A 23,331-nucleotide genomic window follows, 5' to 3' on the forward strand; every position below is an offset into this window, starting at 1 on the left:
CCATCGTCGTAGAGCAGGATGACCCCGTGATCGAAGTCCGGCCCGGCGGGCGCCGTCGGATCGACCGTGTGCTGGCCGACGACTACGCGCGCGACCTCGGCGGCCTTCCGATGTCGACGTTGCGGGAACGGCGCAACGAGGCGGCCCAGGAAGAGACCGACCTGTCCTACCTCCGGCGACTGCTCCACGCCCGCATCGACATCGTGAAGGCGGAGCAGCAGCGGCGCGCATCCGGAGGCCAGACCCGCGTGGTGGATCAGCTCACCGCGATCCTCGCCGACAACGCGCTGGGCCCGGCCACCGGATCGGGCCGCTACCAGAAGTTGGAGCCGTCGCGCGCGGGTGAGTACCGGCGCAGCGCGGAGGCCCTCGTCGGGGACGCCGACCTGTCCGACGTCACGTCGCTGTCGGACGACAGACTCGCCGAGGCCCTCGCGAGCTACCGGGAGCAGGAGAGGTCGGTCTCCCAACGTCGGCGCGAGGTGCAGAACGTCGTCGACGCGTTCAACGCCGAGATAGCACGCCGGTACGCGCAGGGCGCCGCGTCGGTCGACGAACTACTGGACAGCGAACGCCGTCAGGGCCCGCCCGGCGGCGAGCGGACCGAGAACGGACACACATGAGTTTCGCAACGGAGAACCCGGTGCTGGTCGAGGTGGCCCGCTCGGGGTTCGTGGAGAGCGTGCACCGGGGTGCCGTGGTCGTTTTGGCACCCGACGGCACGGTCCGTGCCGCGTTGGGCGAGATCGACACCCCGGTCTTCCCTCGCTCGACGAACAAGCCGTTCCAGGCGCTCGGCATGCTGAACGCCGGTCTGGAGATCGCCGACAGCGATCTCGCGCTCGTGTGCGCGTCCCACGCGGGTGAGCCCGGCCATGTCGACCGCGCCCTGGCCGTCCTGGCGGCCGCGGGGCTCGACGAGGACGACCTGCACTGTCCACCCGACCCGCGCAGGGCGGCGATGAACTGCTCGGGCAAGCACGCCGGGATGCTCACCACGTGCGTGCAGCGAGGGTGGCCCACCGCCACCTACACCCATCCCGACCACCCGCTGCAGCGCGCCATCGCCGACACGGTGATCGAGCTCACGGGAGAGAAGATCGCCGCGGTGGGCGTCGACGGCTGCGGCGCACCGCTGTTCGCGTTCTCGCTCACGGGCCTCGCCAGGGCGTTCTCCGCCGCGTCGCGCACGCGGGCGGGCGAGGTGATGCGCACGCATCCGTGGCTGGTCGCGGGCACCGGCCGGGAGGACACGCTGCTGATGCTGGCCGTGCCCGGTCTGCTGTGCAAGGCAGGCGCCGAGGGCGTGCACGCGATGACCCTGCCCGACGGCACCACGGTGGCCGTCAAGGTCGACGACGGCGCCTCGCGCGCCCGGGGACCGATCCTGGTCGCGGCGCTGCGGGCGCTCGGCGCCCTGCCGGACAATCCGGCCGCGCGGGCCGTCGTCGACGGTCTCGGGCGTGGTGCCGGGCTCGTGCTGGGCGGTGGCCGGGAGGTCGGCGAGCTGCGCGTGCCCGCCACGGTCGAGGCCGAGCTGGCCCGCAGGCTCGCCTGAGCCCTAGTTGAACCGCTCGCGCGACGCCAGCTCGCCCCAGTAGTCGCGCAGATTCTCGAACGCCTCGGCGACCTCCTCGACGGACTCTCTGCGCAGTGCGTCCAGGATCGTGTGCACCTCGTCGGCACTCGTGTCGGTGGCGAGCACCGGGTCCTCGATCAACTGGACCAGTCCGCCGTAGTCGAGTTCCACCGCGGAGTGCGGGTGGAAGCTCGACAACCATCGACTGGTCTCGCTGAGGATCCGGGTCGGTCCCGCGTCCTCCCCGAGCGCTTTCCGAACCAGCTCCTCGGCCTCGGTGATGCGGTCCATCGCATCGGCCATGGCGACCCGCCACGACACCTCGCGGATGGGGTCCGACGGTCCGGTGCCCAGCACGATCCGCCGCTCGTCGGGGTCGACGATGGTGAACCACGGCAGCGGCACGGTCCAGTTGGTCGACAACACGTGCATGGTCGACCCGTACAGGTCGCGCAACGCCGCGCTCGACCGGCTCTTCACCGCCTCCGGGGTGAGCCCCTTCGCGTCGAGCACCGCCGCCTGCAACGCGGGGGGTGCGTCGTCGAGGAAGCTCGACAGCGCGGCGGCGGAACGCACCCTGATCTCCAGCGGGCAGACGAGCGGCTCGGAGGCCAGCTCGACGGTGTCGTCGCTGATGGGCACCTCGCCCGGCTCGATCACGAGGACGTCGGTGCGCAGACTCGCGCCCGCCCGCCCGTCGGGCGTCTCACCGGGAAGCGTCTGGGTCGCCGAGACCTGTGATCTAAGCCATAGCCACTGCTCGCGGGCGATCGCCTCGTTCGGCGTCATCTCGGAGCGCTCGACCGCCGCGAGCAGCGCGTCGTCCGGCGGATCGCCGAAGGACGACAGCGGTTCGTACACCCTCAGGTAGGCCGCGAACGGTCGAAGCACCCGTGAATCGTGACACGACTCGCCCACTCGCCGGGCACCGGCTGGGCCGTAGACCACAGGACGGGAGATACTGTCAGCGGTCGCACACCGTGCCACGTCGCATAAGCACCCGAAGGCACGGTACGGTGTGGTTAGGAAAAGTAGTCGAGACGACGCGGGGCCGCCGATTTCCCCCGGCCGCCCCGCCCCTGTGCAAGGGGGTCGAGCCATGGGGCGCGGCCGAGCTAAGGCCAAGCAGACAAAAGTGGCCCGGGAGCTCAAGTACAGCGTTCCCACCACGGACTTCGATGCACTGCAGCGAGAGCTGTCGGGTAAGTCGTCCAACGACGACACCCGCGAGGACGAGGATCGGTACGAGGACCCGTACGACGACGGGTACGACGAGTACCGCCGCTGATCCGACGTCGGCGCGAGGGTGGATGCGGGTGACTCGAATCCACCCTCGCGTCAGCGTGTGCTCGGCATCGAACTTCAGTGGTCGGCGTTCACCGGCGTGCGCAGCAGCAGGCGCCGGTGAACGCCGGGCCAGTGGTGCCGTCCCGGTGTTCTAGGCTGTGGCTGTGGACACCGTGGAGCCAGTGAACTCGCAGCTGAGAGTCGGCCTCGTCGGTGCCGGTTCGTGGGCGCGCAGGGTGCACGCACCCGGTGTCGCCGATCATCCCGCCACCACGTTGAGTGCCGTCTGGACTCGCAGGCCCGAGGTCGCCGCCGCGTTGGCGGACGAGTACGACGCGACGGCGTGTGACACCTTCGACGAGCTGCTCGACTCGGTCGACGCCGTCGCCTTCGCCGTGCCTCCCACCGTGCAGGGTGACCTCGCCGTCACCGCCGCGGAGGCGGGCAAGCACCTTATCCTCGAGAAGCCCCTCGCCGCGGACGTGGCGCAGGCCGAGCGCATCGCCCGCGCCGTGTCCGAGAGCGACGTCGTCGCCCTCATGGTCCTGACACTGCGCTACACCATGCGCACCCGCGACTGGCTGGCCGGGATCGCCGAGACCGGCGGCTGGACCGGCGCCAGTGCCCGCTGGCTGTCGGGCGCGCTGCTCGGCGACCAGTACGGCAAGGCCGCCTGGCGCCACGAGATCGGCTCACTCGGCGACATCGGTCCGCACGTGCTCGACCTGGTCGACGCCGCTCTCGGCCCGATCACCGACGTGGTCTCCGCCCGCCGGAACGCCGGTGATCTGTGGCACATCCTGCTTGAGCACGACGGTGGAGCGACCAGCTCGGTCGCACTCGCGTCACGGCTGCCCGTCCGACCCACGGCCGTGGAGTTCGCGGTCTACGGCGAGCACGGCCTGCGCGTCCTGGGCCGGGAGCACAACGGCGGGCCGGAGTCGTTCACCGCGCTGCTCGACGACTTCGCCGCGATGGTCGACTCCGGAATGCGGGAACACCCCTGCGACGTGCACAGGGGTGTTCACCTGCAGCGGGTGCTCGAACTGTGTCGAGCCCGCGCCGCCCTCGACTGACCATCACGTCGAAGACGAGCCGGCCTTCTCGCGGTCGCGTCCGGTCGGCAGCAGCCGGCGCAGCAGCGGCCACGCGAGGATCAGCGTCACCACCACGTAGACCGTCACGGCCATGGGCGAGTTGACGAGCCCGATCAGGTCGCCGTTGCTGATCTGCAGCGCTCGGCGCATCTGCAGTTCGGCTGCCGGGCCAAGGATCACACCGATGATCGCGGGCAGCACGGGAAGCCCGAACCGCCGCATCACGAAGCCGATCACTCCGATCGCGAACAGCAGCACCAGGTCGATCGCCTGGCCGCCGACGGAATACGCGCCGACCGCGGCGAAGAACAGGATCCCCGCGTACAGGTACGGCCGCGGGATCCGCAGCAGCTTCGCCCACACCGGCGCGAGGGGGAGGTTGATCACCAACAGCAGCACGAGCCCCACGAAGAGGCTGGCGACCAGCGCCCACACGAGCTCCGACTCGTGGTCGAACAGCAGCGGCCCGGGCTGGATGCCGTACTGCTGGAACGCCGCCAGCATCACCGCGGTGACGGCCGTGGTGGGCAGTCCGAGGGTGAGCATCGTGGTCAACGTGCCCGCCGCCGACGCGCTCGCGGTGGACTCCGGTCCGGCCACGCCCTCGATGGCGCCCTTGCCGAACTCGTCCTTGCGCTTGGCCAGGCGCCGCTCGGTGACGTACGACAGGAAGGTCGGGATCTCCGCCCCGCCTGCCGGGATCGCCCCGAACGGGAAGCCGATCACCGGACCGCGCAGCCACGGCTTCCAGGTGCGTCGGACGTCGTCCTTGCCGAGCCACGGCTGACCGGTGGTCAGCGGCTTCTCCGGCTTCTGACGCAGGTGCGCCGCCACCCACAGGGCCTCACCCACGGCGAAGAGACCGACCGCGACGATCACCACGTCGACGCCGTCGGACAGGTGCAGCGACCCGAACGTCAACCGGGCCTGCCCGGTCATCTGGTCGAGGCCGATGAGCCCGATGGACAACCCGATCAGCAACGACGCGAAGCCGCGTACCCGCGACTTCCCGAGCACCGAGGTCACCGCGACGAAGGCGAGCACCATCACCGCGAAGTAGTCCGGCGCACCGATGTCCACCGCCAACGACGCCACGATCGGCGCCAGCAGCACCAGCGCGACGGTGCCGATCAAGCCGCCGATGAAGTTGCCGATCGCCGCCGCGGCCAGCGCCTGCGGCGCCTTACCGCGCCTGGCCAGCGGATACCCCTCGATCGCGGTCACCACGGACGCGCTCTCGCCCGGCGTGTTCAGCAGAATCGACGTGGTGGAGCCGCCGAACATGCCGCCGTAGTAGATGCCCGCGAACATGATGAACGCCGCCGTCGGGTCCAGTCCGTAGGTCACGGGCAGCAGAAGGGCGACCGCCATCGCGGGCCCGATGCCCGGCAGCACCCCGATGGCCGTGCCGAGCACCACGCCCAGCGCGGCGAACAGCAGGTTGGTCGGAGTGAGCGCGGTGCCGAAGCCGTCGATCAGGTTCGACAGTGACGCTGTGACGTCCATCGACTACAGCACCTCCATCAGGGGGCCACCGGGCAGGGACACGCCCAGCAGCTCGTTGAACACGAACCACGTCGTCACCGACAGCACCGCGGCGATCAACGGATCGCGCACCGTGTTGCGACTGCCCAGCGCGTAGGCGGTGCCCCAGAACATGAGCGCCGACGACAGCGGGAACCCGACCACGTCGATCAGTGCGGCGTTGGCGAGGAACGCGCCGGAGAGGATGAGCACCGTCCTGCGGTCGGGCGGTGTCGACAAGTCGATGTCCTCGCCGCCTTCGGCCTCACCGCGACCACCGCGGAGCACGTCCCTCGCCAGGAGCGCGGAGACCAGCAGCAGCAGGCTGCCCACCACGACGGGCACCGCCTTCGGGCCCAGCGGACCGCGCTGCGTGAAGTCGGTGGGCAGGCTCATCGCATCGACGATCACCAGCACACCGAGCGCGAACAGGAAGGCACACAGCCCCAGCTCGCCCCGGCCCTGCCACCAACGGCGCGGTGACCGCTCGCCCGACTCGTCACCGGAGTCGTCGGTGGTGTTCACGGCAGGTGCACTCATGCCAGCCCCAACTCCTTCAGCACCGAGGCGACGCGCTCGTTCTCGTCCGCGAGGAACTCGGCGAACTCCTCGCCGGTGGAGAACGCGTCGCTCCAGCCGTTGACCCGCAGCGCCTCCCGCCACTGGTCCGTTCCGTGCATCGCGGTGAACAGGTCGACCAGCTTCTGCCGGTCGGTATCGGACAGTCCCGGGGGCGCCACGACGCCGCGCCAGTTCGTGAAACTGACGTCCACCCCGGACTCCTGCAGCGTGGGGGCGTCGATGCCGGGCACTCGCTCCGGGCTCGTCACCGCCAGCGCCCTCAGCTCACCCGCCTCGATCTGGTCGCGGGTCTCACCGACCCCCGACACCCCGAACGCGATCTTTCCGCCGAGCACCGACGCCATCAGCTCGCCGCCGCCGTCGAACGGCACGTAGTTGACCTTCCTCGGGTCGAGCCCGATGGCCTTGGCCGTGAGCATCGGAGCCAGGTGGTCGGGCCCGCCGGGCGACGAGCCGCCTCCCACGGGCATGCCGCTCGGGTCGGCCTTCCACGCGCCCAGCAGGTCGTGGATGTCCTCGTACGGCGAGTCCTTGCCGACCACGATGATGTCGGCTTCCTCGGTGAGCTTCGCGATGGGCGTCGTGTCCTGCAGCGTCGACGGCGACGAGTTCGTGTACACCGACCCGACCACGCCGAGCCCCATCGACATCGCGAGCCGGCCGTTGCCGCGTTCGCCGACGAGCCGGCCCAACGCGACCGTGCCGCCCGCGCCGGGCAGGTTGAACACCTCGGTCGGCCCGTTGAGGTCGTTGTCCTCCAGCACCTTCACCGCGGTGCGGGCCGTGATGTCGTAGCCACCGCCGGGCGTGTTCGGCACCATCACCCGCAGGCCGCGGATGCGCGAGTCCGCCTCGTCACCTCCGGTCGAGACGAGCGGAGGCACGAGCAGGATAAGCAGTGCCGCGCCGAGCACCGCGAGCCACGTCTTCGGTTGGCGCAATTCTCACCTCACTGTGAGGGCTGTTCTGTCAGCGCGTCATCGTGCACGAGCGGCCCCCACGCCGTCGCGGTTGCGCACGTAACGCTCGTTGTGGTCGTTGTGGTCACCCGCTGACCGGCCGTTTCCGGTGTCATAGTGGCCCGGTGGGTAGCAAGGGATCCCTGGCCAGACAGCTTCTGGGCTGGCACCTGTCACTCGTGTTCGCGCTGCTCGGCTGCGTCACCGTGTACTCGGTGATCCAGTCGAACCACAACTTCGTCGAGGACGAGGGACGGTCGCTGTTGTCCGTCGCCGAGAGTGTGGCCGCCACCCCCGGCGTGGGCGAGAGTCTCGCCGACCCCGTGAACCACGACCCGCTGCCGATCTTCGCCGAGAGTGCCCGGAGCCTCTCCGGCGCCGACTTCGTGATCATCGCTCAGGCCGACCGCACCGTGCTCACCTCGCCCGATCCCTCGCAGCTGCGCACGGCACTGCCCATCGGCGACAGCACGGTGACGAGCGGCCGCTCCTGGGTCGGCGAGGTGGACGACTCCCTCGTGGCCCACGTGCCCGTCATGGACGAGGACGGCCGGATGAGCGGGATCGTCGCCGCGGGCAAGGCCACACCCGGCTTCTTCGAGGGCATCACCAACCGTCCCGCCGACGCACTCGCCCTCCTCGGCATGGCGCTCGTGCTGGGCGTCACCGGATCGCTGCTGCTCGCGTGGCGGGTGAAACGACAGACCCTCGGACTCGAACCCCGCGAGATCACCGGACTCGTCGAACACCGAGACGCCTTGCTGCACGGCATCAAGGAAGGCGTCGTGGGGCTCGACCAGCAACACCGGATCACGCTGGTCAACGACCACGCCAAGGAGCTCCTCGCACTGCCCGACGACTGCGTCGGCGTCGCGGTGGACGACCTCGACGTCAACGGGCGCCTCCGGGACGTCCTCACCGGACAGACGGACGGGGCCGACCAGATCGTGTTGCGCGCCGGGCACGTGCTGGTGCTCAACCGCATGCCCGTGTCCCGCGACGGCCGCCGGCTCGGCGCGGTGGTGACCCTGCGCGACCGCACCGAACTCGTGACGCTGCGGGAGGAACTGGCCACCAGCTCCCGCACCACCGACACACTGCGCGCGCAGGCACACGAGTTCTCCAACCGCCTCCACACCATCGCCGGACTCATCGAACTCGGCGAGTACGACGAGGTGCGCCAGTACGTCGACCTCGTGCGCCGAGAACACGAGGAGTGGCACGACCAGGTCAGCGCCCGCATCGGCGACACCGCCGTTGCCGCCCTGCTCATCGCCAAGGCGAGCCTCGCGGCCGAACAAGGCACCGGCCTGCGACTCACCGACGAGAGCAGCCTCGGCGACACCGACGAACGCCTCTCGGCCGACCTCGTGACCGTGGTCGGCAACCTCGTCGACAACGCCCTCGACGCCGTCCGCGGCGCTCCCGACGCGTGGGTCGAGGTCGACGTGCGCGACCACGACGACGCCGTGACGGTGGTGGTGCGCGACTCCGGGCCCGGCGTGGCACCCGAAATCGCCACCGAGGTGTTCGCGCACGGCTTCACCACGAAAGCGGCCGAACACGGAGGGCAACGCGGCCTCGGACTCGCGCTCACACGGCAGGCGTGCCGCCGCCGAGGCGGGCGGGTCGAACTGCGCAACGACGGTGGTGCGGTGTTCACAGCGGTCTTGCCCTACGCCCCGTCGGCGGCGATGGTGTCACGGTGATCCGGGTACTGGTGGTCGACGACGACTTCATGGTGGCGAAAGTGCACAGCGGGTACGTGAACCGCACACCGGGCTTCACCGTGATCGCCACGGCACACTCGGGCGCGGAGGCGCTCCGGCTCGTGCGCGACGAGAAACCCGACCTCGTCCTGCTCGACATCTACCTGCCCGACATCGACGGCCTCACCGTCCTGCGGGAACTCCGCGCCGCACCGGCGACTGTCGACACCGACGTCATCGTCATCACGGCCGCCCGCGACGTCGAGACCATCCGCAGCTCGCTGCGCGGCGGGGCGCTGCACTACCTCATCAAGCCGTTCTCCTACACGGCTCTGCGCGACCAGCTCGACCGGGTGGGCTCCCTGCACCGCAAGCTGGCCCGCCTCTCGGCGCGCCCGGCCGCGGCGCAGCACGAGGTCGACGACGTGTTCGGCACACGGCGGCCCGGCACGGCGCCGTTGCCGAAGGGACTCACCACGCAGACGGCGGAACTCGTGAAGGCCGCGCTGACCGCCCACCCGGAGGGACTGTCGGCGACGGAGTGCGCGCACGAGACCCGGCTCTCCCGCCCCAGCGCCCGCCGGTACCTGGAGCACTTCGTCGACACCGGCCAGGCGGACGTGCGCCTGCGCTACGGCAACACCGGCCGCCCCGAGCGTCAATACCACTGGCGAAGCTGACGCCCCAGAACCACCGTGTCCGCGCCTCCCGTACGCGTGTCCGCAGTTCCCGCACGCGTGTCCGCAGCGTGCGACGCGGACATGCGTACGCAGGGCGCGGACACGGTGCCGGGGTCGAGACTCGGCGTACGGGAAGCGCAAACACACGTGCGCAGACTGCGGACACGCGTGCGCAGACTGCGGACACGGCGTCAGTAAGTCGGTCAGTCGGTCAGTCGTCCCAGGAGCGGCGGGTGCGCTTGATCTGGGCGCGTCGCTTCTTGCTCGCGAGGCGGCGTTCCTGCGAGCCCTTCGTCGGTTTCGTGGGACGGCGCTTCTTCGGCGGTGGCGCGGCGGCCTGCCGCAGCAGCGCCACGAGCCGCTCGCGCGCGGCGCGGCGGTTGGCCAGCTGCTCCCGGTGCTCGCTCGCCACGACGGTGAGCACACCCTGGACCAGCTTGCCGCTCAGCCGCGCCAGCAACCGAGCCCGCAGGTCGTCGGGCACCGACGGCGACCGCGCGACGTCGAAGGACAACTCGACCCGCGACGACGTCGTGTTGACTCCCTGGCCACCCGGGCCCGACGCACGCGAGAACCGTTCGGACAACTCGCTCTCGGCGATCACGAACCGGGCGTTGACCCGCAGGTTCTCGCTCATCGGGGCCGCACTAGAAGCGAGGGTGATCCCCGGTGAGGGTCACGCGAGGACCGTCCGGGTCGTCCGAGGGCCGCACCTCGCCCAGCACCCAGGCGGGCACGTGCCGTGCCGTGAGCATGGCCAGCGCACGGTCGACGTCCTCGGGCGACACGACGACCACCATGCCGACGCCCATGTTGAACGTGCGTTCCATCTCGTCGCGCTCCACGCGACCCCGCTGGGCGATCACCGCGAAGACCGGGTCGGGTGTCCACGTGTGCCGTTCGAGCTGAGCCACGACGCCGTGCGGCATGACCCGCGCGAGGTTCTCCTGCAGCCCGCCTCCGGTGACGTGCGCGAACGTGCGCACCTCGGCCTCGGCCACCAACGCGAGGCAGTCCTTCGCGTAGATGCGGGTGGGTTCGAGCAGTTCCTCGCCGAGGGTCCGACCGAACTCCTCGACGTGGCCTTCGAGCGGCATCCGCGCGATGTCGAGCAGCACGTGCCGGGCGAGCGAGTACCCGTTGGAGTGCAGGCCGGAGGAGCCCAGTCCGATGACGACGTCTCCCGGCCGCACCAGCTCGGGCCGCAGGACGGCCGACGCCTCGACCACGCCCACGCCGGTGGCGGACACGTCGTAGTCGTGCTCGCCCATCATGCCCGGGTGCTCCGCGGTCTCTCCGCCGAGCAGCGCGCACCCGGCGCGCACGCACCCTTCCGCGATACCCGAGACGATCGCCTCGATCTTCTCGGGCACCACCTTGCCGACGGCGATGTAGTCCTGCAGGAACAGCGGCTCCGCACCGGTCACCACGAGGTCGTCCACCACCATCGCGACGAGGTCGATGCCGATGGTGTCGTGCTTGTCCAGCGCCTGCGCCACCGCGATCTTGGTGCCGACGCCGTCGGTGGAGGACGCGAGCAGCGGCTCGGTCCACCGGCCCGCCTTCAGCGCGAACAGCCCGGCGAAACCACCGACACCGCCCACCACCTCGGGCCGCGCCGTCCGGGCGGCATGGGGCTTGAGCAGCTCGACGGCTTTGTCGCCTGCGTCGATGTCGACACCGGCGGCGGCATACGTGGCGCGCGCGGACTCGCTCACGAAAGCGGCTCCATCCTCACTTCGTAACGGCTAGGGACGCCGAACGGCATCCTCGGCACCGTACCCCGGTGCCGAGGTGGGCATCGGACGCGGTTTGTCCGGAGACTCCTCCGAAAGCTGTTCGTGATCCTCGCCGAGGTTTTCGAGCACGTGCTTGCCGATGAGTTCCTCGTCGGGCAGTGGAATCGGGTACTCGCCGTCGAAACAGGCCGCGCAGAGCCGCGACGCGGGCTGCTCCGAGGCGGCGACGAGGCTTTCCAACGACACGTACCCGAGCGAGTCGGCGCCGATCAGGCGACGGATGCCGTCGAGGTCGGCGCCGTTGGCGACGAGTTCGGCGCGTGAGGCGAAGTCGATCCCGTAGAAGCACGGCCAGCGCACGGGCGGCGAGGCGATGCGGACGTGCACCTCGACGGCGCCCGCCTCCCGCAGCATCCGCACGAGCGCGCGCTGGGTGTTGCCGCGCACGATGGAGTCGTCGACGACGACCAGCCGCTTGCCGCGGATGACCTCGCGCAGCGGGTTCAGCTTCAGCCGGATGCCCAGCTGCCGGATGGTCTGCGACGGCTGGATGAACGTGCGGCCGACGTAGTTGTTCTTGACCAGGCCCGAGCCGTACGGGATGCCGGAGCCCTGCGCGTACCCGATCGCGGCGGGAGTGCCGGACTCGGGCACCGGGATGACCAGGTCGGCGTCGGCGGGGTGCTCCTCCGCGAGCCTGCGACCGATGTCGACGCGGGTGGCGTGCACGCTCCGGCCCGCGATCACCGTGTCGGGGCGGGCCAGGTAGACGTACTCGAAGATGCAGCCCTTGGGTTCGGGGCCGGCGAATCGGCTGGAGCGCAGGCCGTCGGCGTCGATGGCGATGAGCTCGCCGGGTTCCACTTCGCGCACGAACGACGCACCGACGATGTCGAGGGCCGCGGTCTCGCTCGCCACGACCCATCCGCGTTCGAGCCTGCCGAGCACGAGTGGCCGCACCCCGTGGGGGTCGCGGGCGGCGTAGAGGGTGGTCTCGTCGGCGAACACCAGGCAGAACGCGCCGCGCACGTCGGGCAACAGGTCCAGAGCGGCGGCTTCGAGGCCGCGGTCGGCGGCGGAGTGGGCGAGCAGCCCGCAGAGCAGATGGGAGTCGGTGGTCGCGCCGCCGGGTTCGACGACACCCAGCCGCTGCGCGCGTTCGTGCAGCTCGTGGGTGTTCACCAGGTTGCCGTTGTGGCCGAGCGACAGGCCCGTGTCGGCCTTGGTGTTGCGGAAGACGGGTTGGGCGTTCTCCCACGTCCCGGATCCGGTCGTGGAGTACCGGCAGTGCCCGACGGCGACGTGGCCTTGCAGCGACGACAGGACCTGCTCGTCGAAGACCTGGCTGACGAGACCGAGATCCTTGAAGACGACGATCTGTTTGCCGTTCGACACGGAGATGCCCGCGGCTTCCTGTCCGCGGTGCTGCAACGCGTACAGGCCGTAGTACGTCAGCTTGGCGACGTCCTCACCCGGCGCCCAGACGCCGAAGACGCCGCATTCCTCACGAGGCTCCGGCTCCACCTGATCCGTCCGGACCTGATTCACGAAGAGGGCTCCCTACTGACGAGAACGGGCCGCCTTCAGTCTAGGCCCGAAGGCCCTCCCGGCGACCCGTTCTCGTGATGCGGAGCTCACGCGCTGGCCCGCAACCACACGGACTGCCCGCGGTTGCCGCCGACCCAGCAGCCACGCCCGCCGGCCCGGCGCTGCGGCGGCGTCTCGGACACGTCGGGCAGGTCGAGCAGCGCGTCCACGACCTCGTGCATGTCGCCGTCCCGACGCCACTGGAGCGTGCGCGGCGCGAGGATGTCCGCCTCGTCGGCCGGCATCCGCATGGCGGACACCTCGTCCTCCGAGTCGAAGCGGACGACGTCCACCACGGTCCCGTGCACCCGGACCCCGACGATGGCGATGAGTTCGCCCTCGGCGTCCCTGGGGTGCACGAACTTGAACCCGCGCGCGATGAGCCTGCCGAGCAGGTCCTCCACCGCGGCGGCCTCGGCCTGCTCCGCGGCGAGGTCCACAGTCGTGTCGACAGCGGACCGCACGGCGGTGTCCACGTCAGACGGCGAGGTCATCGAACTCACCCTCCTTGGCGCCGGCGAGGAACGCGGCGATCTCGGCCTGCGTGTAGACGAGCGCGGGGCCGCGGGGATCACGGGAGTTGCGGACGGCGACGTCGCCCGAGGCCAGACGAGCGACCTCGACACAGTTGCCCATGGCGCCGCTGTAGGAACTCTTGCGCCACGCGACGTCCAGGACGTCCGCGGGGACCGCCGCGGTCTGCGCCGTCGCCATCGTCGTCACCGTCGCAGCGCTCGCGCTCTTCGCGGTGCCCACGGCACCGTGACCGTCTAGCTTCGCCATGATCCTCACCTTCCCGACCGACAACCTTCGGAGGATGCATCTGCACGTGCATTCGATTGTGCGCGAAGAGTAGCACCACGCCGCGCACTCGCGAATGCACGTGCAGCAGCAAGCGCACGAAAATAATCACAGCGTGATGCGCGTCATAATGAGCAACCTCAGGGGCTGGTCAGCGCGTCAGGAGAGCCGGTTACTCAGCTCTCCGACAACACCGAGGCGATGAGCCGGCGGGACCGTTCCGGCGTCTCCGCGTCCACCGCGAGCCGGTCGAGCGAACGCCCGATCAACTCGATCTCGTCCGGCCGCTCCAGGTAGATCCCACCGGCGATGTGGTCGACATAGCCGATGTTCGGCAGTTCCGGCTGGGCGAAGCGCAGCAGCGTGAACGGGCTCTCCGCGGCGTAGCCACTGCGGTCGTACGGCATGATGTGCGGCAACGCGGTGGCGTCGAGCAGGTGCTGCAGCTGCGCGCGGTGCACCGTGCGACCACCGATCGGGCGGCGGATCACCGACTCGTCGAGCACGGCCCACAACTTGGGCGGGTTCGGACGCAGCAACAACCGCTGTCGCCGCATGCGCACCTCGATCCTCGCCTCGGCAGCGGGATCGGCCGCCTCGGGAAGGCCGTGCGTGATGACCGCCCGCGCGTAGGCCTCGGTCTGCAACAGGCCCGGGACGTACTGGAGCTCGTACGTCTGGATCCGCGACGCCGCCTGTTCGAGCCCGAGGAAAGGCTCGAACCACTTGGGCGTGTAGTCGTTGAACTTCTGCCACCAGCCCGGCTCGTTGGCCTCCCGGGCCATCTGGAGCAGGACTTCGCGTTCCCCGTCGTCGGTGACGCCGTACAGCGTCAGCAGGTCGGCGACGTCACGTTCCTTGAACCCGACCCGCCCCAGCTCCATGCGGCTGATCTTCGACTCGGACGCCCTGATGTGGTAGCCCGCTTCGGACCGGCTGATGTCCGCCAGCTCCCGCAGCCTGCGGAGTTGCGCACCGACGATCATTCGACGAGCGGTCGGAGTGGTGGCCTCAGCTCCGACACCGTCCCCCGCAGCCATCGTTCGCTGCCCGTTCCTTCCCTCGTCGTGAGCGCCGGCACTGGATCGCGGCTGATGAATGGTAACCGAGGAAAGCACTCGATCTTCCCGAAACTACTCCACGCGCCGACAGCGTCAAGCACCGTCCCGACGACACCGGGCGGCGGGATTTCGCGCAGGGTGCGACTACAGGCGCACGATCGGCAGCCACGCCGAAACGTCGGCGCGCGTACCCGAGGCGGCGACCTTTCCGGTCTCGACCGCATCGGTCCACTTCAGACGCCCGAGCGCCAGTTCCAGCCACGTGCGGGGGTCCGTCTCGACGACGTTCGCCGGCGTGCCGCGTGTGTGCCGAGGGCCGGCGACACACTGCACGGCCGCGAACGGCGGAACCCGCACCTCGACGCTCCTGCCCGGAGCCACCGCGGCGAGCGTCCGCAGGCTCAACCGGACGGCCTGGGCCAGCTCCGCTCTCGCGGGCTCGGGCCCGCCGTCGAGCCACGGCAGCACGCGTTCGCACGCGGCCCGCAACTCGCCGGGATCAATCAAGCGTGAAGACGGCATGCTCCCACAGTAAAGTGATGGCGACAGCCGGCACGGACACCACCTGGGGAAGCACATGGCCCAGCGCGACGACCCACACCGCCTCGTGCCCGAGCAGAGCGCCGCCGTGCGCAAGCCCGAGATCACGGCCGAGATGCGCACGAACGCGCGGGCAAACCCCGGCAGCTGGCTGTACGTCATCGACGAGGCCTTCGACCCGAAGGGCAACGTGCCCACGTGGGCGGTCGTCGGCGCCTATCCCGTCGACGGCCGGGGCGAGATCGTGGACGACTTCCACTTCAACGACCAGTACCGCCCCTCGCCGCAGGCCCTCGGGTTCCCCGACCCCAGCAGTGAGCTCGAGTACCTGCTCCAGCTCATCTACACGCGGCACCGGCCCGAGGAGGACCTCGCGCCCGCGGTGCTCGGCGCGGACCTGTACGTCTACGCCTACACGCCCGCGCAACGCACCCTCGTCGGGTTCCACGACCTCGACGGCGACGTGGTCGTGTCCGCCTACACCGCCAAGGCGCTGGCCCCCCGCGACTGGCCGCACGCGAGGAAGGTCAAGGGCAGGGACATCATCGACCTGCTCGGCGGCTGCCCTCTCGCGCTGAACCCGGACGATGCGATCACCGCCGTGGTCACCCCGGACGAGCTCGAGTACGCGCGGACCCATCTGCTCTGACGCGGGCATCCGCGCCTTCACCCGAACCTTCGACGGTGAACGAACCCTCCTTTCGTTGGGAATCGGGCAAGATATTTACCCACTCGGCCTAAAGTCTTCACGCCAACTAGTGACAAGTCCGGCGCGCTGTGCCCACAATCGACCGCCGAACCGACACGTTGAGTGAACGGTTCGTAGCGAGGGCATAGTTGATGAAAGGACACTTCCGATGGGCATCGGACGGAGAAGGTGGCGCATTGCCGCTGCCACCGTCGCCGCGTCCGTCAGTGCGCTCCTGCTCGGCGCACTGACCCCCGCGGCGGCCGACGTCGACTCCAGCGCGAACGGCCGGGACCAGGTCGATCACGCCATGGGTTCGCAGATCAGGAAACACGAGGGCGACCATTCGACCTCGTTCACGAAACAACGCGCGCTACAACCACAGGGCCTGAACTCCGATGGCGTGGACGCCTACGCCACGGTTCCGGGTATCGACGTCAGCGGCTGGCAAGGAAACGTCGACTGGGCGCACTGGTGGAATCAGGGCAAACGATTCGCGTACGTGAAGGCGACCGAGGGAACGAGTTACAAGAATCCCTACTTCGCGCAGCAGTACAACGGTTCCTACAACGTGGGAATGATTCGCGGCGCCTATCACTTCGCGCGCCCGGACGTCTCGTCCGGCGCCGCCCAGGCGAACTTCTTCGTCGACAACGGCGGCGGCTGGTCCCGTGACGGCAAGACGCTGCCCGGGGCGCTGGACATGGAGTACAACCCGTACGGCGCCACCTGCTACGGCAAGTCGAAGGCGCAGATGGCGGCGTGGGTGAAAGACTTCCACGACACCTACTACTCCCGCACCGGTCGCTGGCCGGTCATCTACACGTCGACGAGCTGGTGGAACCAGTGCGTCGGCACCGCGGGCGACTTCTCCGGCACCGTGCCGCTGTGGGTCGCGCGCTACGCCTCGTCGGTGGGCGAGCTTCCGTACAACTGGGGCTACCACACGATCTGGCAGTACACGTCGAGCCCGATCGACCAGAACTCGTTCAACGGCGCGTACGACCGCCTGCAGGCTCTGGCCAACGGCTGACGTCCCACCCCGACGAGTTCGGGCAAGTCCGGGCAAGGTCGGACACTGTGGACATAACTGAACAGTCCCACGCAGAGGGCTTCCACTCGGTCTCACCGGTGGGAGCCCTCTGTCGTGACAGTCCCATAACTGCTGCGTTGTCCGCCTTCTCGTCACGGTGAATCATCGCCTCGTCACCCGGTGACACCGGTGTGTGTCCGGACACGCCCCCGCACCTCCGGGGCACGTGCATGCAGGCAGAATGCGCTCACACCGACGCGCGCCCGGGGGAACCGAAGGATCGGGCCGCGGCGTCTGAGGGAGATCCACGACGCGCTTCACGGGGGAGCGCAGCTGAGGGAAGGCACAGCAGTCATGACCTATCCACCCCAACCCGGTCAGCCCGGACAGCCCGGACAGCCCGGACAGTCACCGTACGGTCAGCCAGGGCCGGTGCCAGGGCCGCCCTCCGGCGGTTTTCCGCAGCAGGGCGGCCAGTACCCGGGCATGCCCGGCTATCCGCAGCAAGCCCAGTACGGCCCGATGGACCCGAACCAGTACGGCCAGATGGGCGGCTTCCCACCGCAGGAGCCGAAGAAGAGCAAGACCGGCCTGTGGGTCGGTATCGGCATCGCGGTGGTCGCCGTGGTGGCGTTCGTCATCACCGCATTCGTCGTTCCCGGCTTCCTCCTGAGCGACGACGACGACAGTGAGAGCACGTCCGGCGACTCGGGAACGAGCGCGGGCGGCGAGCAGGGCGGGGACGGCGGTCCCGGTGCTCTCGCCCAGCAGATCGCCGACGCGCTGACCTCGGGTGACAGCGCCACGCTGCAGAACCTGCTCTGTGCGGACGCGACCGAGATGGTGAACGAGGCCGTCGGGATGGCGGGCTCACTCGGCCAGGTTCAGATGACCGGTGAGCCGCAGGTGCAGGGGGACCAGGCGGCCGTTCTCGGCACGGCGGGCGAGTACAAGGTCGCCGCTCTGCTGAAGGACTCGGGCAACGGGTGGTGCTGGCAGGACGTCCAGATCGACACCTCCGGCGCCGGCGGTGACATCGGGGCGCCCGCACCCGGCGACACGGGCTCCACGGGAGACACCGGCGACACCGGCTCCACGGGCAGCGGCAGCCCGTCGGACCTGAGCAGCGAGGGCCAGCAGTTCCTCGACAAGGTCATGTCGACCCTGGACAAGGGTGACAGCGCCGCCCTGCCCGGCATGGTGTGCGAGGGCTGGGAGGACGCGCTGGAAGACCTCAAGACGAAGGCCTCCAGCAGCGAGACCCTCGAGATCGAGGAGGTGGAGCTCATCGACTTCGGCGGCGGCGCCGAGGGCTTCACCGCGACGATGACGTCGGACACGGGCGGGCTCATCGTGTCCGCCGAGAACACCACGGGCACGTACTGCATCTTCAGCGCTGCGGGCTACTGACCCGCACTGACCCGCACTGACGCGAAAGGCCCGAGGCCGCGGGATTCACCTCGCGCCCTCGGGCCTCGTCGTCTCTCGCGTCAGCCGAACAGCGTGGGCAGCGTGCCCTCCCAGGCCTCGCGCAGCTCGTCCAGTCCGAAGTCGGCGACGTCCTGGATGTGCACGGCGTCCGCCTCGGGGTCCACGACGCCGGTCTTGCGCCACGGCAGGCCACGCGCCGAGCACATCTCGGTGAAGCGCAGCTCCTCCGTCCTCGGCACGGCCACGAGCACGCGTCCCGCCGACTCCGAGAACAGCTGCACGAACGGGTCGGCGTCCGGGTCCAGGATGATGCGAGCACCGCACTGGCCGATGAGCGCCATCTCGACGATCGTCTGGGCCAGCCCGCCGTCGGACACGTCGTGCGCCGCGGAGATCATGCCGTCCCGCGAGCCCGCCACGAGGATCTCCGCCAGCAGTCGCTCGCGCTCCAGGTCCACCTTCGGCGGCAGGCCACCGAGGTGCCCGTGCATCACCTCCGCCCACGCCGAGCCTCCGAACTCGTCGTGGGTCTCTCCGAGCAGCAGCAGGCTCTCGCCCGCCTCCGCTCCGATGCCGGTGGGGATGCGGCGGCTCACGTCGTCGATCACACCGAGCACACCGACGACCGGGGTCGGCAGGATGGCCTGGTCGCCGGTCTGGTTATAGAAGCTGACGTTGCCGCCGGTGACCGGCACGCCGAGCTCGGCGCACCCGTCGGCCAGGCCGTGGACGGCGCGCTCGAACTGCCACATGACGCCCGGGTCGCGCGGCGAACCGAAGTTGAGGCAGTTGGTGACCGCCATCGGCATCGCGCCGCTGGTGGCGACGTTGCGGTACGCCTCGGCGAGCGCGAGCTGCGTGCCCGCGTAGGGGTCGAGGTAGACGTAGCGGCTGTTGCAGTCGGTGGACACGGCGACACCGCGGCCCGTCGACTCGTCGATCCGGATCATGCCGGAGTCGGCGGGCTGGGCCAGCACCGTGTTGCCGCGCACGTAGCGGTCGTACTGCTGCGTGACCCACTCCTTCGACGCAAGGTTCGGCGAGGAGATCATGCGCAGCAGCGTCTCGCGAATCTCGTCCGGAGTGGACGGACGCGGAAGGGAGTCCGGCGTGTCGGCCTGCAGCGCGTCCTGCGCGGCCGGACGCGCGTACGGGCGGTCGTAGACCGGGCCCTGGTGCGCGACCGTGCGCGGCGGGACGTCGACCACGGTCTGCCCGTGCCAGTCGATGACGAGGCGGTCGCCGTCGGTCACCTCACCGATGACGGTGGCCGTGACGTCCCACTTGCGGCACACCTCCATGAAGGCGTCCACATCGGACGGCTTCACGACGGCGCACATGCGTTCCTGCGACTCGCTGGAGAGGATCTCGGCCGGGGTCATCCCCTCGGCCCGCAGCGGCACCTGGTCGAGATCGACGTGCATGCCGCCGTCACCGGCCGCGGCCAGCTCCGACGTGGCACACGCGAGCCCGGCACCACCGAGGTCCTGGATGCCCACCACGAGCTTCTTGGCGAACAGCTCCAGCGAGCACTCGATGAGCACCTTCTCCATGAAGGGGTCGCCCACCTGCACGCTCGGCAGCTTCTTGCGCCCGCCGGAGTTCTCGTCGCCCGAGAAGCTGTCGCTGGCGAGGACGGACACGCCGCCGATGCCGTCGAGGCCCGTGCGGGCGCCGAACAGGATGACCTTGTTGCCGGTACCGGAGGCGTGGGCGAGGTGCAGGTCCTCGACCCGCATGGCACCCACGCACAGCGCGTTGACCAGGGGGTTGCCCGCGTAGCTGGAGTCGAAGACGACCTCGCCGCCGATGTTGGGCAGGCCGAGGCAGTTGCCGTAGCCGGCGATACCCGCCACCACGCCGGGCAGCACCCGGCGCGTGTCCGGAGCGTCGGCGGGCCCGAAGCGCAGCGGGTCGGCCACCGCAAGCGGCCGCGCGCCCATCGCGAGGATGTCGCGCACGATGCCGCCCACACCCGTCGCCGCACCCTGGTACGGCTCCACATAGGACGGATGGTTGTGGCTCTCCGCCTTGAACGTGACGGCCCAGCCGTCCCCGATGTCGACCACCCCCGCGTTCTCGCCGATGCCGGCGAGCATCTTCTCGCGCATCTCCGGGGTGGTGGTCTCACCGAAGTAGGCCAGATGCTTCTTGGACGACTTGTAGGAGCAGTGCTCGCTCCACATCACCGAGTACATCGCGAGTTCCGCGTCCGTGGGCCTGCGCCCGAGGATGTCGCGGATACGCGCGTACTCGTCGTCGGCCAGCCCCAGTTCCGCGTACGGCTGGGTCTGCTCCGGAGTCTTTCCGGCGAGGTCGGTGGTGTCGACGGCGGGGGTTTCCACGTGAGGTGCTGCCACGAGACCAGACTAACCGCAGGCTCTCGTCAGGCCGACGTGACCAGCGACTTCACTGCGTCGAGTGCCGAGTAGAACACGCCGAGTCCGTCGTCGGACGGCCCGGTCAGCGCGTCGATGGCGTGCTCGGGGTGCGGCATGAGCCCCACGATGCGGCCGTCGGCGCTGCACACACCGGCGATGTCGCGCCGCGAGCCGTTGGGGTTGCCGTCGACGTAGCGGAAGACCACACGACCCTCGCCCTCCAGCTCGTCGAGCGTCGCCTCGTCGGCCATGTAACCGCCCTCACCCGACTTCAGGGGGATGAGGACGTCGGCGCCCTGGTCGTACCGCGTGGTCCAGCTCGTGGTGTTGTTCTCGACCCGCAGCCACTGGTCCCGGCACACGAAGTGCAGCTTCTCGTTGCGCACCAACGCACCCGGCAGGAGACCCGCCTCACAGAGGATCTGGAAGCCGTTGCAGATGCCCAGCACGGGCATTCCCTTGCCCGCGGCCTCGATGACCGACGTCATCACGGGAGCGAACCGGGCGATGGCGCCGCAACGCAGGTAGTCGCCGTAGGAGAAGCCGCCGGGAACGACCACCGCGTCGACGCCCTTGAGGTCCTCGTCACCGTGCCACAGCGACACCGCCTCCGCGCCCGACCGCGTCACCGCGCGCGCGGCGTCGACGTCGTCGAGCGTGCCGGGGAAGGTGATGACGCCGATGCGGGCGCTCATGAGTCGATCCTCCGAATCGTCCACTCCTCGATCACGGGGTTCGCGAGGAAACCCTCCGCGATCTTGGCGAGCGTTTCGTCGTCGACGCTGTCGTCGACCTCCAGCTCGAAGTGCTTGCCCTGACGCACCTCGGTGACCCCGGTGAACCCGAGCCTGCCGAGCGCACCGGCGACGGCCTGGCCTTGGGGATCGAGGATTTCGGGCTTGGGCATGACGTCGACGACTACTCGGGCCACGACTGGCTGCTCCTAGACTCTGCGCAGGTCAAATGCTCTTCGAGCGTAACCCAGGGGCCGAGAAGCCCCCGACACCCCTCGGCCCCTGAGTCGCCCGGCACCGACTGCTGCACTCCTGAAGACGTGCGGGTGTCGCGGGCCGTTGCTCGCGCGGGCACAGCGGGTCGTGATTCGCCGGAACGGCCCAGGATCGACTCGGCCGAGGTCACGGTGCGCGACCGGCGATCCGCCGTCCTCGGTACGGAACGGGTCGCCGGTCGCACTCGGGCGGCTCAGGCGTTCGCCGCGATCTCCGGCCGGGGCGGCTGGTCGTTCGGCGGCGGCTGCCCCTTCGGCGAGCGGGTGAGCACCCTGCGCAGACCGAAGGCTCCGACGACACCGATCACCGAGACGACGATGAGGAAGATCAGTCCAGTGAGGGCGGATCCGGTGGCGTCGACCACCGCCGCGATACCCATCGGGCCGAACCCGCCGCCGAGGTTGCCGATGCCGTTGATGGCTCCGATCCCCGCCGCGGCGGCGGCCCCGGTGAGGAACTTCGGCACGAGTCCCCACATCACCGGCTGCGCGGCGTAGCCACCGATCGAGGCGACGCAGATGCCGATCATCTGCACCACCGGCGACGACACCAGCGCCGAGATCGTGAAGCCGACCGCCGAGAAGCCCAGCATCAACGCGAGCCAGCCGAACGGCGTGCCCCTGTTCCGCGCGAGCCGCGGCACGGCGAGCAGCCCCACCATCACGCACACGTACGGGATGGCCGACACGAGCCCGACCTCCAGGCCGGACAGGCCGCCGAAGCCCTCGACGATGGTCGGCAGCCAGAACGCCAGCCCGTAGGTGGCCAGCGGGAAGCAGAGGAAGAACACGGCCATCGCCAGCACCCTGCGGTCGCCGAGGACCTTCCACGGGTTGCGCGGCTGGTCGCCGGCCTCGGCGTCCTCGGCGGCGAGGGCGCTCTTCAGCGCCGTGCGTTCGCGGTCGTCGAGCCACCTGGCGCTGTCGGGGTCCTTGGGCAGCAGCCACAGCACCAGGGGTGCCACGAGCACGGCGGGCAGACCGGTCGCGATGAAGATCCACTGCCAGCCACCCAGACCCCAGACGCCGTCCAGGTCGTTGAGCGCGCCCATCAGCGGGTTGCCGATGATGAACGAGATCGGTCCGGCGAGCATGAACAGACCGATGGCGGCCCCGCGGTGCGCCGAGGGGAACCACCGGGTGAGGTAGTAGATGACGCCCGGGAAGAACCCGGCCTCGGCCGCGCCGAGGAGGAAGCGGGCGAGGTAGAACTGCCAGGTTTCGGTCACCAGGGCCGTCGCGATGGTGACGATGCCCCACGTGACCATGATCCGGGCGATCCAGCGGTGGGCACCGAAGCGGTGCAACGCGAGGTTGCTCGGCACCTCCAGCACCGCGTAGGCCACGAAGAAGAACACCTGGCCCAACGTGAAGACCGTGGCCGAGAGGCCGAGCTCCTCCTGGAGCGTGAGCTTGGCGAAGCCGACGTTCGATCTGTCGATGTAGGCGATCACGTACAGGACTGCGAGAAAGGGCAGCAGCCGCAGCGTGATCGCTCGGATCGTGCGCGGTGAGACCCGCGAGGTGTCAGGGTGCACCGTTGTCTTCCCCGATCGTTGATGTCCGAAATATCGGACCACGTCCGTCATTACGTTGGCGGAACCGTAAGACCAGCCCCTTGCGCTGTCAACGGTCGAGCCCTAA

24 protein-coding genes are annotated in these 23,331 nt (G+C 69.7%); 9 read left to right on the forward strand and 15 right to left on the reverse strand.

The window, feature by feature from the left end; genetic code table 11:
• Positions 1–26: 26 nt before the first annotated feature.
• Positions 27–623, forward strand: coding sequence for an RsiG family protein (locus SACAZDRAFT_RS12430; RefSeq protein WP_005442111.1), 597 nt, complete (start codon positions 27–29; stop codon positions 621–623).
• Complete coding sequence (locus tag SACAZDRAFT_RS12435) at positions 620–1,558, forward strand: asparaginase (RefSeq protein ID WP_005442112.1); 939 nt, start codon at positions 620–622, stop codon at positions 1,556–1,558. Before SACAZDRAFT_RS12430 ends, SACAZDRAFT_RS12435 begins: the two co-directional genes overlap by 4 nt.
• 3 nt (positions 1,559–1,561) lie before the next feature.
• On the opposite strand, the gene SACAZDRAFT_RS12440 is transcribed toward SACAZDRAFT_RS12435, so the two are convergent.
• Positions 1,562–2,470: a hypothetical protein gene (locus SACAZDRAFT_RS12440; RefSeq protein WP_005442114.1), complete on the reverse strand. Its 909-nt coding sequence runs from the start codon at positions 2,468–2,470 to the stop codon at positions 1,562–1,564.
• 208 nt (positions 2,471–2,678) lie between these two features.
• Here SACAZDRAFT_RS12440 and SACAZDRAFT_RS12445 point away from each other — a divergent pair, with 208 nt between their 5' ends.
• Both SACAZDRAFT_RS12445 and SACAZDRAFT_RS12450 read left to right on the forward strand, forming a co-directional pair.
• Positions 2,679–2,867, forward strand: a complete 189-nt coding sequence (locus tag SACAZDRAFT_RS12445) for a DUF3073 domain-containing protein (protein ID WP_005442116.1) — start codon at positions 2,679–2,681, stop codon at positions 2,865–2,867.
• A gap of 163 nt (positions 2,868–3,030) precedes the next feature.
• A complete protein-coding gene (locus SACAZDRAFT_RS12450) occupies positions 3,031–3,942 on the forward strand; it encodes a Gfo/Idh/MocA family protein (RefSeq protein ID WP_005442118.1) in 912 nt (303 codons plus the stop codon).
• A 3-nt stretch (positions 3,943–3,945) separates the two neighbouring features.
• On the opposite strand, the gene SACAZDRAFT_RS12455 is transcribed toward SACAZDRAFT_RS12450, so the two are convergent.
• From SACAZDRAFT_RS12455 to SACAZDRAFT_RS12465, 3 genes are read right to left on the reverse strand one after another with little or no spacing between them, the layout of a single operon-like run.
• Positions 3,946–5,469, reverse strand: coding sequence for a tripartite tricarboxylate transporter permease (locus tag SACAZDRAFT_RS12455; protein WP_005442119.1), 1,524 nt, complete (start codon positions 5,467–5,469; stop codon positions 3,946–3,948).
• Between the two features lie 3 nt (positions 5,470–5,472).
• Positions 5,473–6,027: a tripartite tricarboxylate transporter TctB family protein gene (locus tag SACAZDRAFT_RS12460; RefSeq protein ID WP_005442120.1), complete on the reverse strand. Its 555-nt coding sequence runs from the start codon at positions 6,025–6,027 to the stop codon at positions 5,473–5,475.
• The gene (locus SACAZDRAFT_RS12465; RefSeq protein ID WP_005442121.1) at positions 6,024–7,010 is read right to left on the reverse strand and encodes a Bug family tripartite tricarboxylate transporter substrate binding protein; all 987 of its coding nucleotides are present in this window, start codon (positions 7,008–7,010) and stop codon (positions 6,024–6,026) included. Before SACAZDRAFT_RS12465 ends, SACAZDRAFT_RS12460 begins: the two co-directional genes overlap by 4 nt.
• A gap of 143 nt (positions 7,011–7,153) precedes the next feature.
• On the opposite strand from SACAZDRAFT_RS12465, the gene SACAZDRAFT_RS12470 reads away from it, so the two are divergent.
• Positions 7,154–8,737 (forward strand): sensor histidine kinase, encoded by a 1,584-nt coding sequence (locus SACAZDRAFT_RS12470; protein WP_005442122.1) that lies wholly within the window; start codon positions 7,154–7,156, stop codon positions 8,735–8,737.
• Positions 8,734–9,417, forward strand: a complete 684-nt coding sequence (locus SACAZDRAFT_RS12475) for a response regulator (protein WP_005442123.1) — start codon at positions 8,734–8,736, stop codon at positions 9,415–9,417. Before SACAZDRAFT_RS12470 ends, SACAZDRAFT_RS12475 begins: the two co-directional genes overlap by 4 nt.
• 211 nt (positions 9,418–9,628) lie before the next feature.
• Here the strand turns inward: SACAZDRAFT_RS12475 and arfB are convergent, their stop codons facing one another.
• The 7 genes from arfB to SACAZDRAFT_RS12510 form a co-directional block, all read right to left on the reverse strand.
• Positions 9,629–10,054, reverse strand: coding sequence for an alternative ribosome rescue aminoacyl-tRNA hydrolase ArfB (arfB, locus tag SACAZDRAFT_RS12480; RefSeq protein ID WP_005442125.1), 426 nt, complete (start codon positions 10,052–10,054; stop codon positions 9,629–9,631).
• 10 nt (positions 10,055–10,064) lie between these two features.
• Complete coding sequence (gene purM / locus SACAZDRAFT_RS12485) at positions 10,065–11,135, reverse strand: phosphoribosylformylglycinamidine cyclo-ligase (protein WP_005442131.1); 1,071 nt, start codon at positions 11,133–11,135, stop codon at positions 10,065–10,067.
• Between the two features lie 30 nt (positions 11,136–11,165).
• Positions 11,166–12,704 (reverse strand): amidophosphoribosyltransferase, encoded by a 1,539-nt coding sequence (purF, locus tag SACAZDRAFT_RS12490; protein WP_005442133.1) that lies wholly within the window; start codon positions 12,702–12,704, stop codon positions 11,166–11,168.
• Between the two features lie 86 nt (positions 12,705–12,790).
• On the reverse strand, positions 12,791–13,237 hold the full coding sequence (locus SACAZDRAFT_RS12495) for a hypothetical protein (RefSeq protein ID WP_005442135.1): 447 nt from the start codon (positions 13,235–13,237) through the stop codon (positions 12,791–12,793).
• A complete protein-coding gene (locus tag SACAZDRAFT_RS12500; protein WP_005442137.1) occupies positions 13,221–13,526 on the reverse strand; it encodes a DUF397 domain-containing protein in 306 nt (101 codons plus the stop codon). Before SACAZDRAFT_RS12500 ends, SACAZDRAFT_RS12495 begins: the two co-directional genes overlap by 17 nt.
• Before the next feature lie 194 nt (positions 13,527–13,720).
• Positions 13,721–14,584 carry a helix-turn-helix domain-containing protein gene (locus SACAZDRAFT_RS12505; RefSeq protein ID WP_005442139.1) on the reverse strand — a complete coding sequence of 288 codons (864 nt, stop codon included), beginning with the start codon at positions 14,582–14,584 and terminating at the stop codon, positions 13,721–13,723.
• Between the two features lie 165 nt (positions 14,585–14,749).
• Complete coding sequence (locus tag SACAZDRAFT_RS12510; RefSeq protein ID WP_005442140.1) at positions 14,750–15,127, reverse strand: sterol carrier family protein; 378 nt, start codon at positions 15,125–15,127, stop codon at positions 14,750–14,752.
• Positions 15,128–15,182: 55 nt separating this feature from the next.
• Between SACAZDRAFT_RS12510 and SACAZDRAFT_RS12515 the strand changes: the two genes are divergently transcribed.
• From SACAZDRAFT_RS12515 to SACAZDRAFT_RS12525, 3 genes are all read left to right on the forward strand, one after another.
• Positions 15,183–15,794, forward strand: a complete 612-nt coding sequence (locus tag SACAZDRAFT_RS12515) for a type VII secretion system-associated protein (protein WP_005442142.1) — start codon at positions 15,183–15,185, stop codon at positions 15,792–15,794.
• 208 nt (positions 15,795–16,002) lie between these two features.
• On the forward strand, positions 16,003–16,866 hold the full coding sequence (locus SACAZDRAFT_RS12520) for a lysozyme (protein ID WP_005442144.1): 864 nt from the start codon (positions 16,003–16,005) through the stop codon (positions 16,864–16,866).
• 432 nt (positions 16,867–17,298) lie between these two features.
• Positions 17,299–18,276, forward strand: a complete 978-nt coding sequence (locus tag SACAZDRAFT_RS12525; RefSeq protein ID WP_232286268.1) for a hypothetical protein — start codon at positions 17,299–17,301, stop codon at positions 18,274–18,276.
• 80 nt (positions 18,277–18,356) lie between these two features.
• Here SACAZDRAFT_RS12525 and purL read toward each other — a convergent pair whose 3' ends face one another.
• From purL to SACAZDRAFT_RS12545, 4 genes are all read right to left on the reverse strand, one after another.
• A complete protein-coding gene (gene purL / locus SACAZDRAFT_RS12530) occupies positions 18,357–20,642 on the reverse strand; it encodes a phosphoribosylformylglycinamidine synthase subunit PurL (protein ID WP_005442146.1) in 2,286 nt (761 codons plus the stop codon).
• Between the two features lie 41 nt (positions 20,643–20,683).
• Positions 20,684–21,373 carry a phosphoribosylformylglycinamidine synthase subunit PurQ gene (purQ, locus tag SACAZDRAFT_RS12535; RefSeq protein ID WP_005442150.1) on the reverse strand — a complete coding sequence of 230 codons (690 nt, stop codon included), beginning with the start codon at positions 21,371–21,373 and terminating at the stop codon, positions 20,684–20,686.
• On the reverse strand, positions 21,370–21,609 hold the full coding sequence (gene purS, locus SACAZDRAFT_RS12540; RefSeq protein ID WP_005442152.1) for a phosphoribosylformylglycinamidine synthase subunit PurS: 240 nt from the start codon (positions 21,607–21,609) through the stop codon (positions 21,370–21,372). Before purS ends, purQ begins: the two co-directional genes overlap by 4 nt.
• 272 nt (positions 21,610–21,881) lie before the next feature.
• Complete coding sequence (locus SACAZDRAFT_RS12545) at positions 21,882–23,225, reverse strand: MFS transporter (RefSeq protein WP_005442158.1); 1,344 nt, start codon at positions 23,223–23,225, stop codon at positions 21,882–21,884.
• Positions 23,226–23,331: the final 106 nt, after the last annotated feature.

It is taken from the genome of Saccharomonospora azurea NA-128 (assembly GCF_000231055.2).
GTDB classification, from domain to species: Bacteria; Actinomycetota; Actinomycetes; order Mycobacteriales; family Pseudonocardiaceae; genus Saccharomonospora; species Saccharomonospora azurea.

Coding starts and splice junctions, on each gene's coding strand:
- SACAZDRAFT_RS12435 (WP_005442112.1), top strand. CDS start 620: ATGAGTTTCGCAACGGAGAACCCGGTGCTGGTCGAGGTGGCCCGCTCG.
- SACAZDRAFT_RS12445 (WP_005442116.1), top strand. CDS start 2,679: ATGGGGCGCGGCCGAGCTAAGGCCAAGCAGACAAAAGTGGCCCGGGAG.
- SACAZDRAFT_RS12455 (WP_005442119.1), bottom strand. CDS start 5,469: ATGGACGTCACAGCGTCACTGTCGAACCTGATCGACGGCTTCGGCACC.
- SACAZDRAFT_RS12460 (WP_005442120.1), bottom strand. CDS start 6,027: ATGAGTGCACCTGCCGTGAACACCACCGACGACTCCGGTGACGAGTCG.
- arfB (WP_005442125.1), bottom strand. CDS start 10,054: ATGAGCGAGAACCTGCGGGTCAACGCCCGGTTCGTGATCGCCGAGAGC.
- SACAZDRAFT_RS12495 (WP_005442135.1), bottom strand. CDS start 13,237: ATGACCTCGCCGTCTGACGTGGACACCGCCGTGCGGTCCGCTGTCGAC.
- SACAZDRAFT_RS12500 (WP_005442137.1), bottom strand. CDS start 13,526: ATGGCGAAGCTAGACGGTCACGGTGCCGTGGGCACCGCGAAGAGCGCG.
- SACAZDRAFT_RS12505 (WP_005442139.1), bottom strand. CDS start 14,584: ATGGCTGCGGGGGACGGTGTCGGAGCTGAGGCCACCACTCCGACCGCT.
- SACAZDRAFT_RS12510 (WP_005442140.1), bottom strand. CDS start 15,127: ATGCCGTCTTCACGCTTGATTGATCCCGGCGAGTTGCGGGCCGCGTGC.
- SACAZDRAFT_RS12515 (WP_005442142.1), top strand. CDS start 15,183: ATGGCCCAGCGCGACGACCCACACCGCCTCGTGCCCGAGCAGAGCGCC.
- SACAZDRAFT_RS12520 (WP_005442144.1), top strand. CDS start 16,003: ATGGGCATCGGACGGAGAAGGTGGCGCATTGCCGCTGCCACCGTCGCC.
- purQ (WP_005442150.1), bottom strand. CDS start 21,373: ATGAGCGCCCGCATCGGCGTCATCACCTTCCCCGGCACGCTCGACGAC.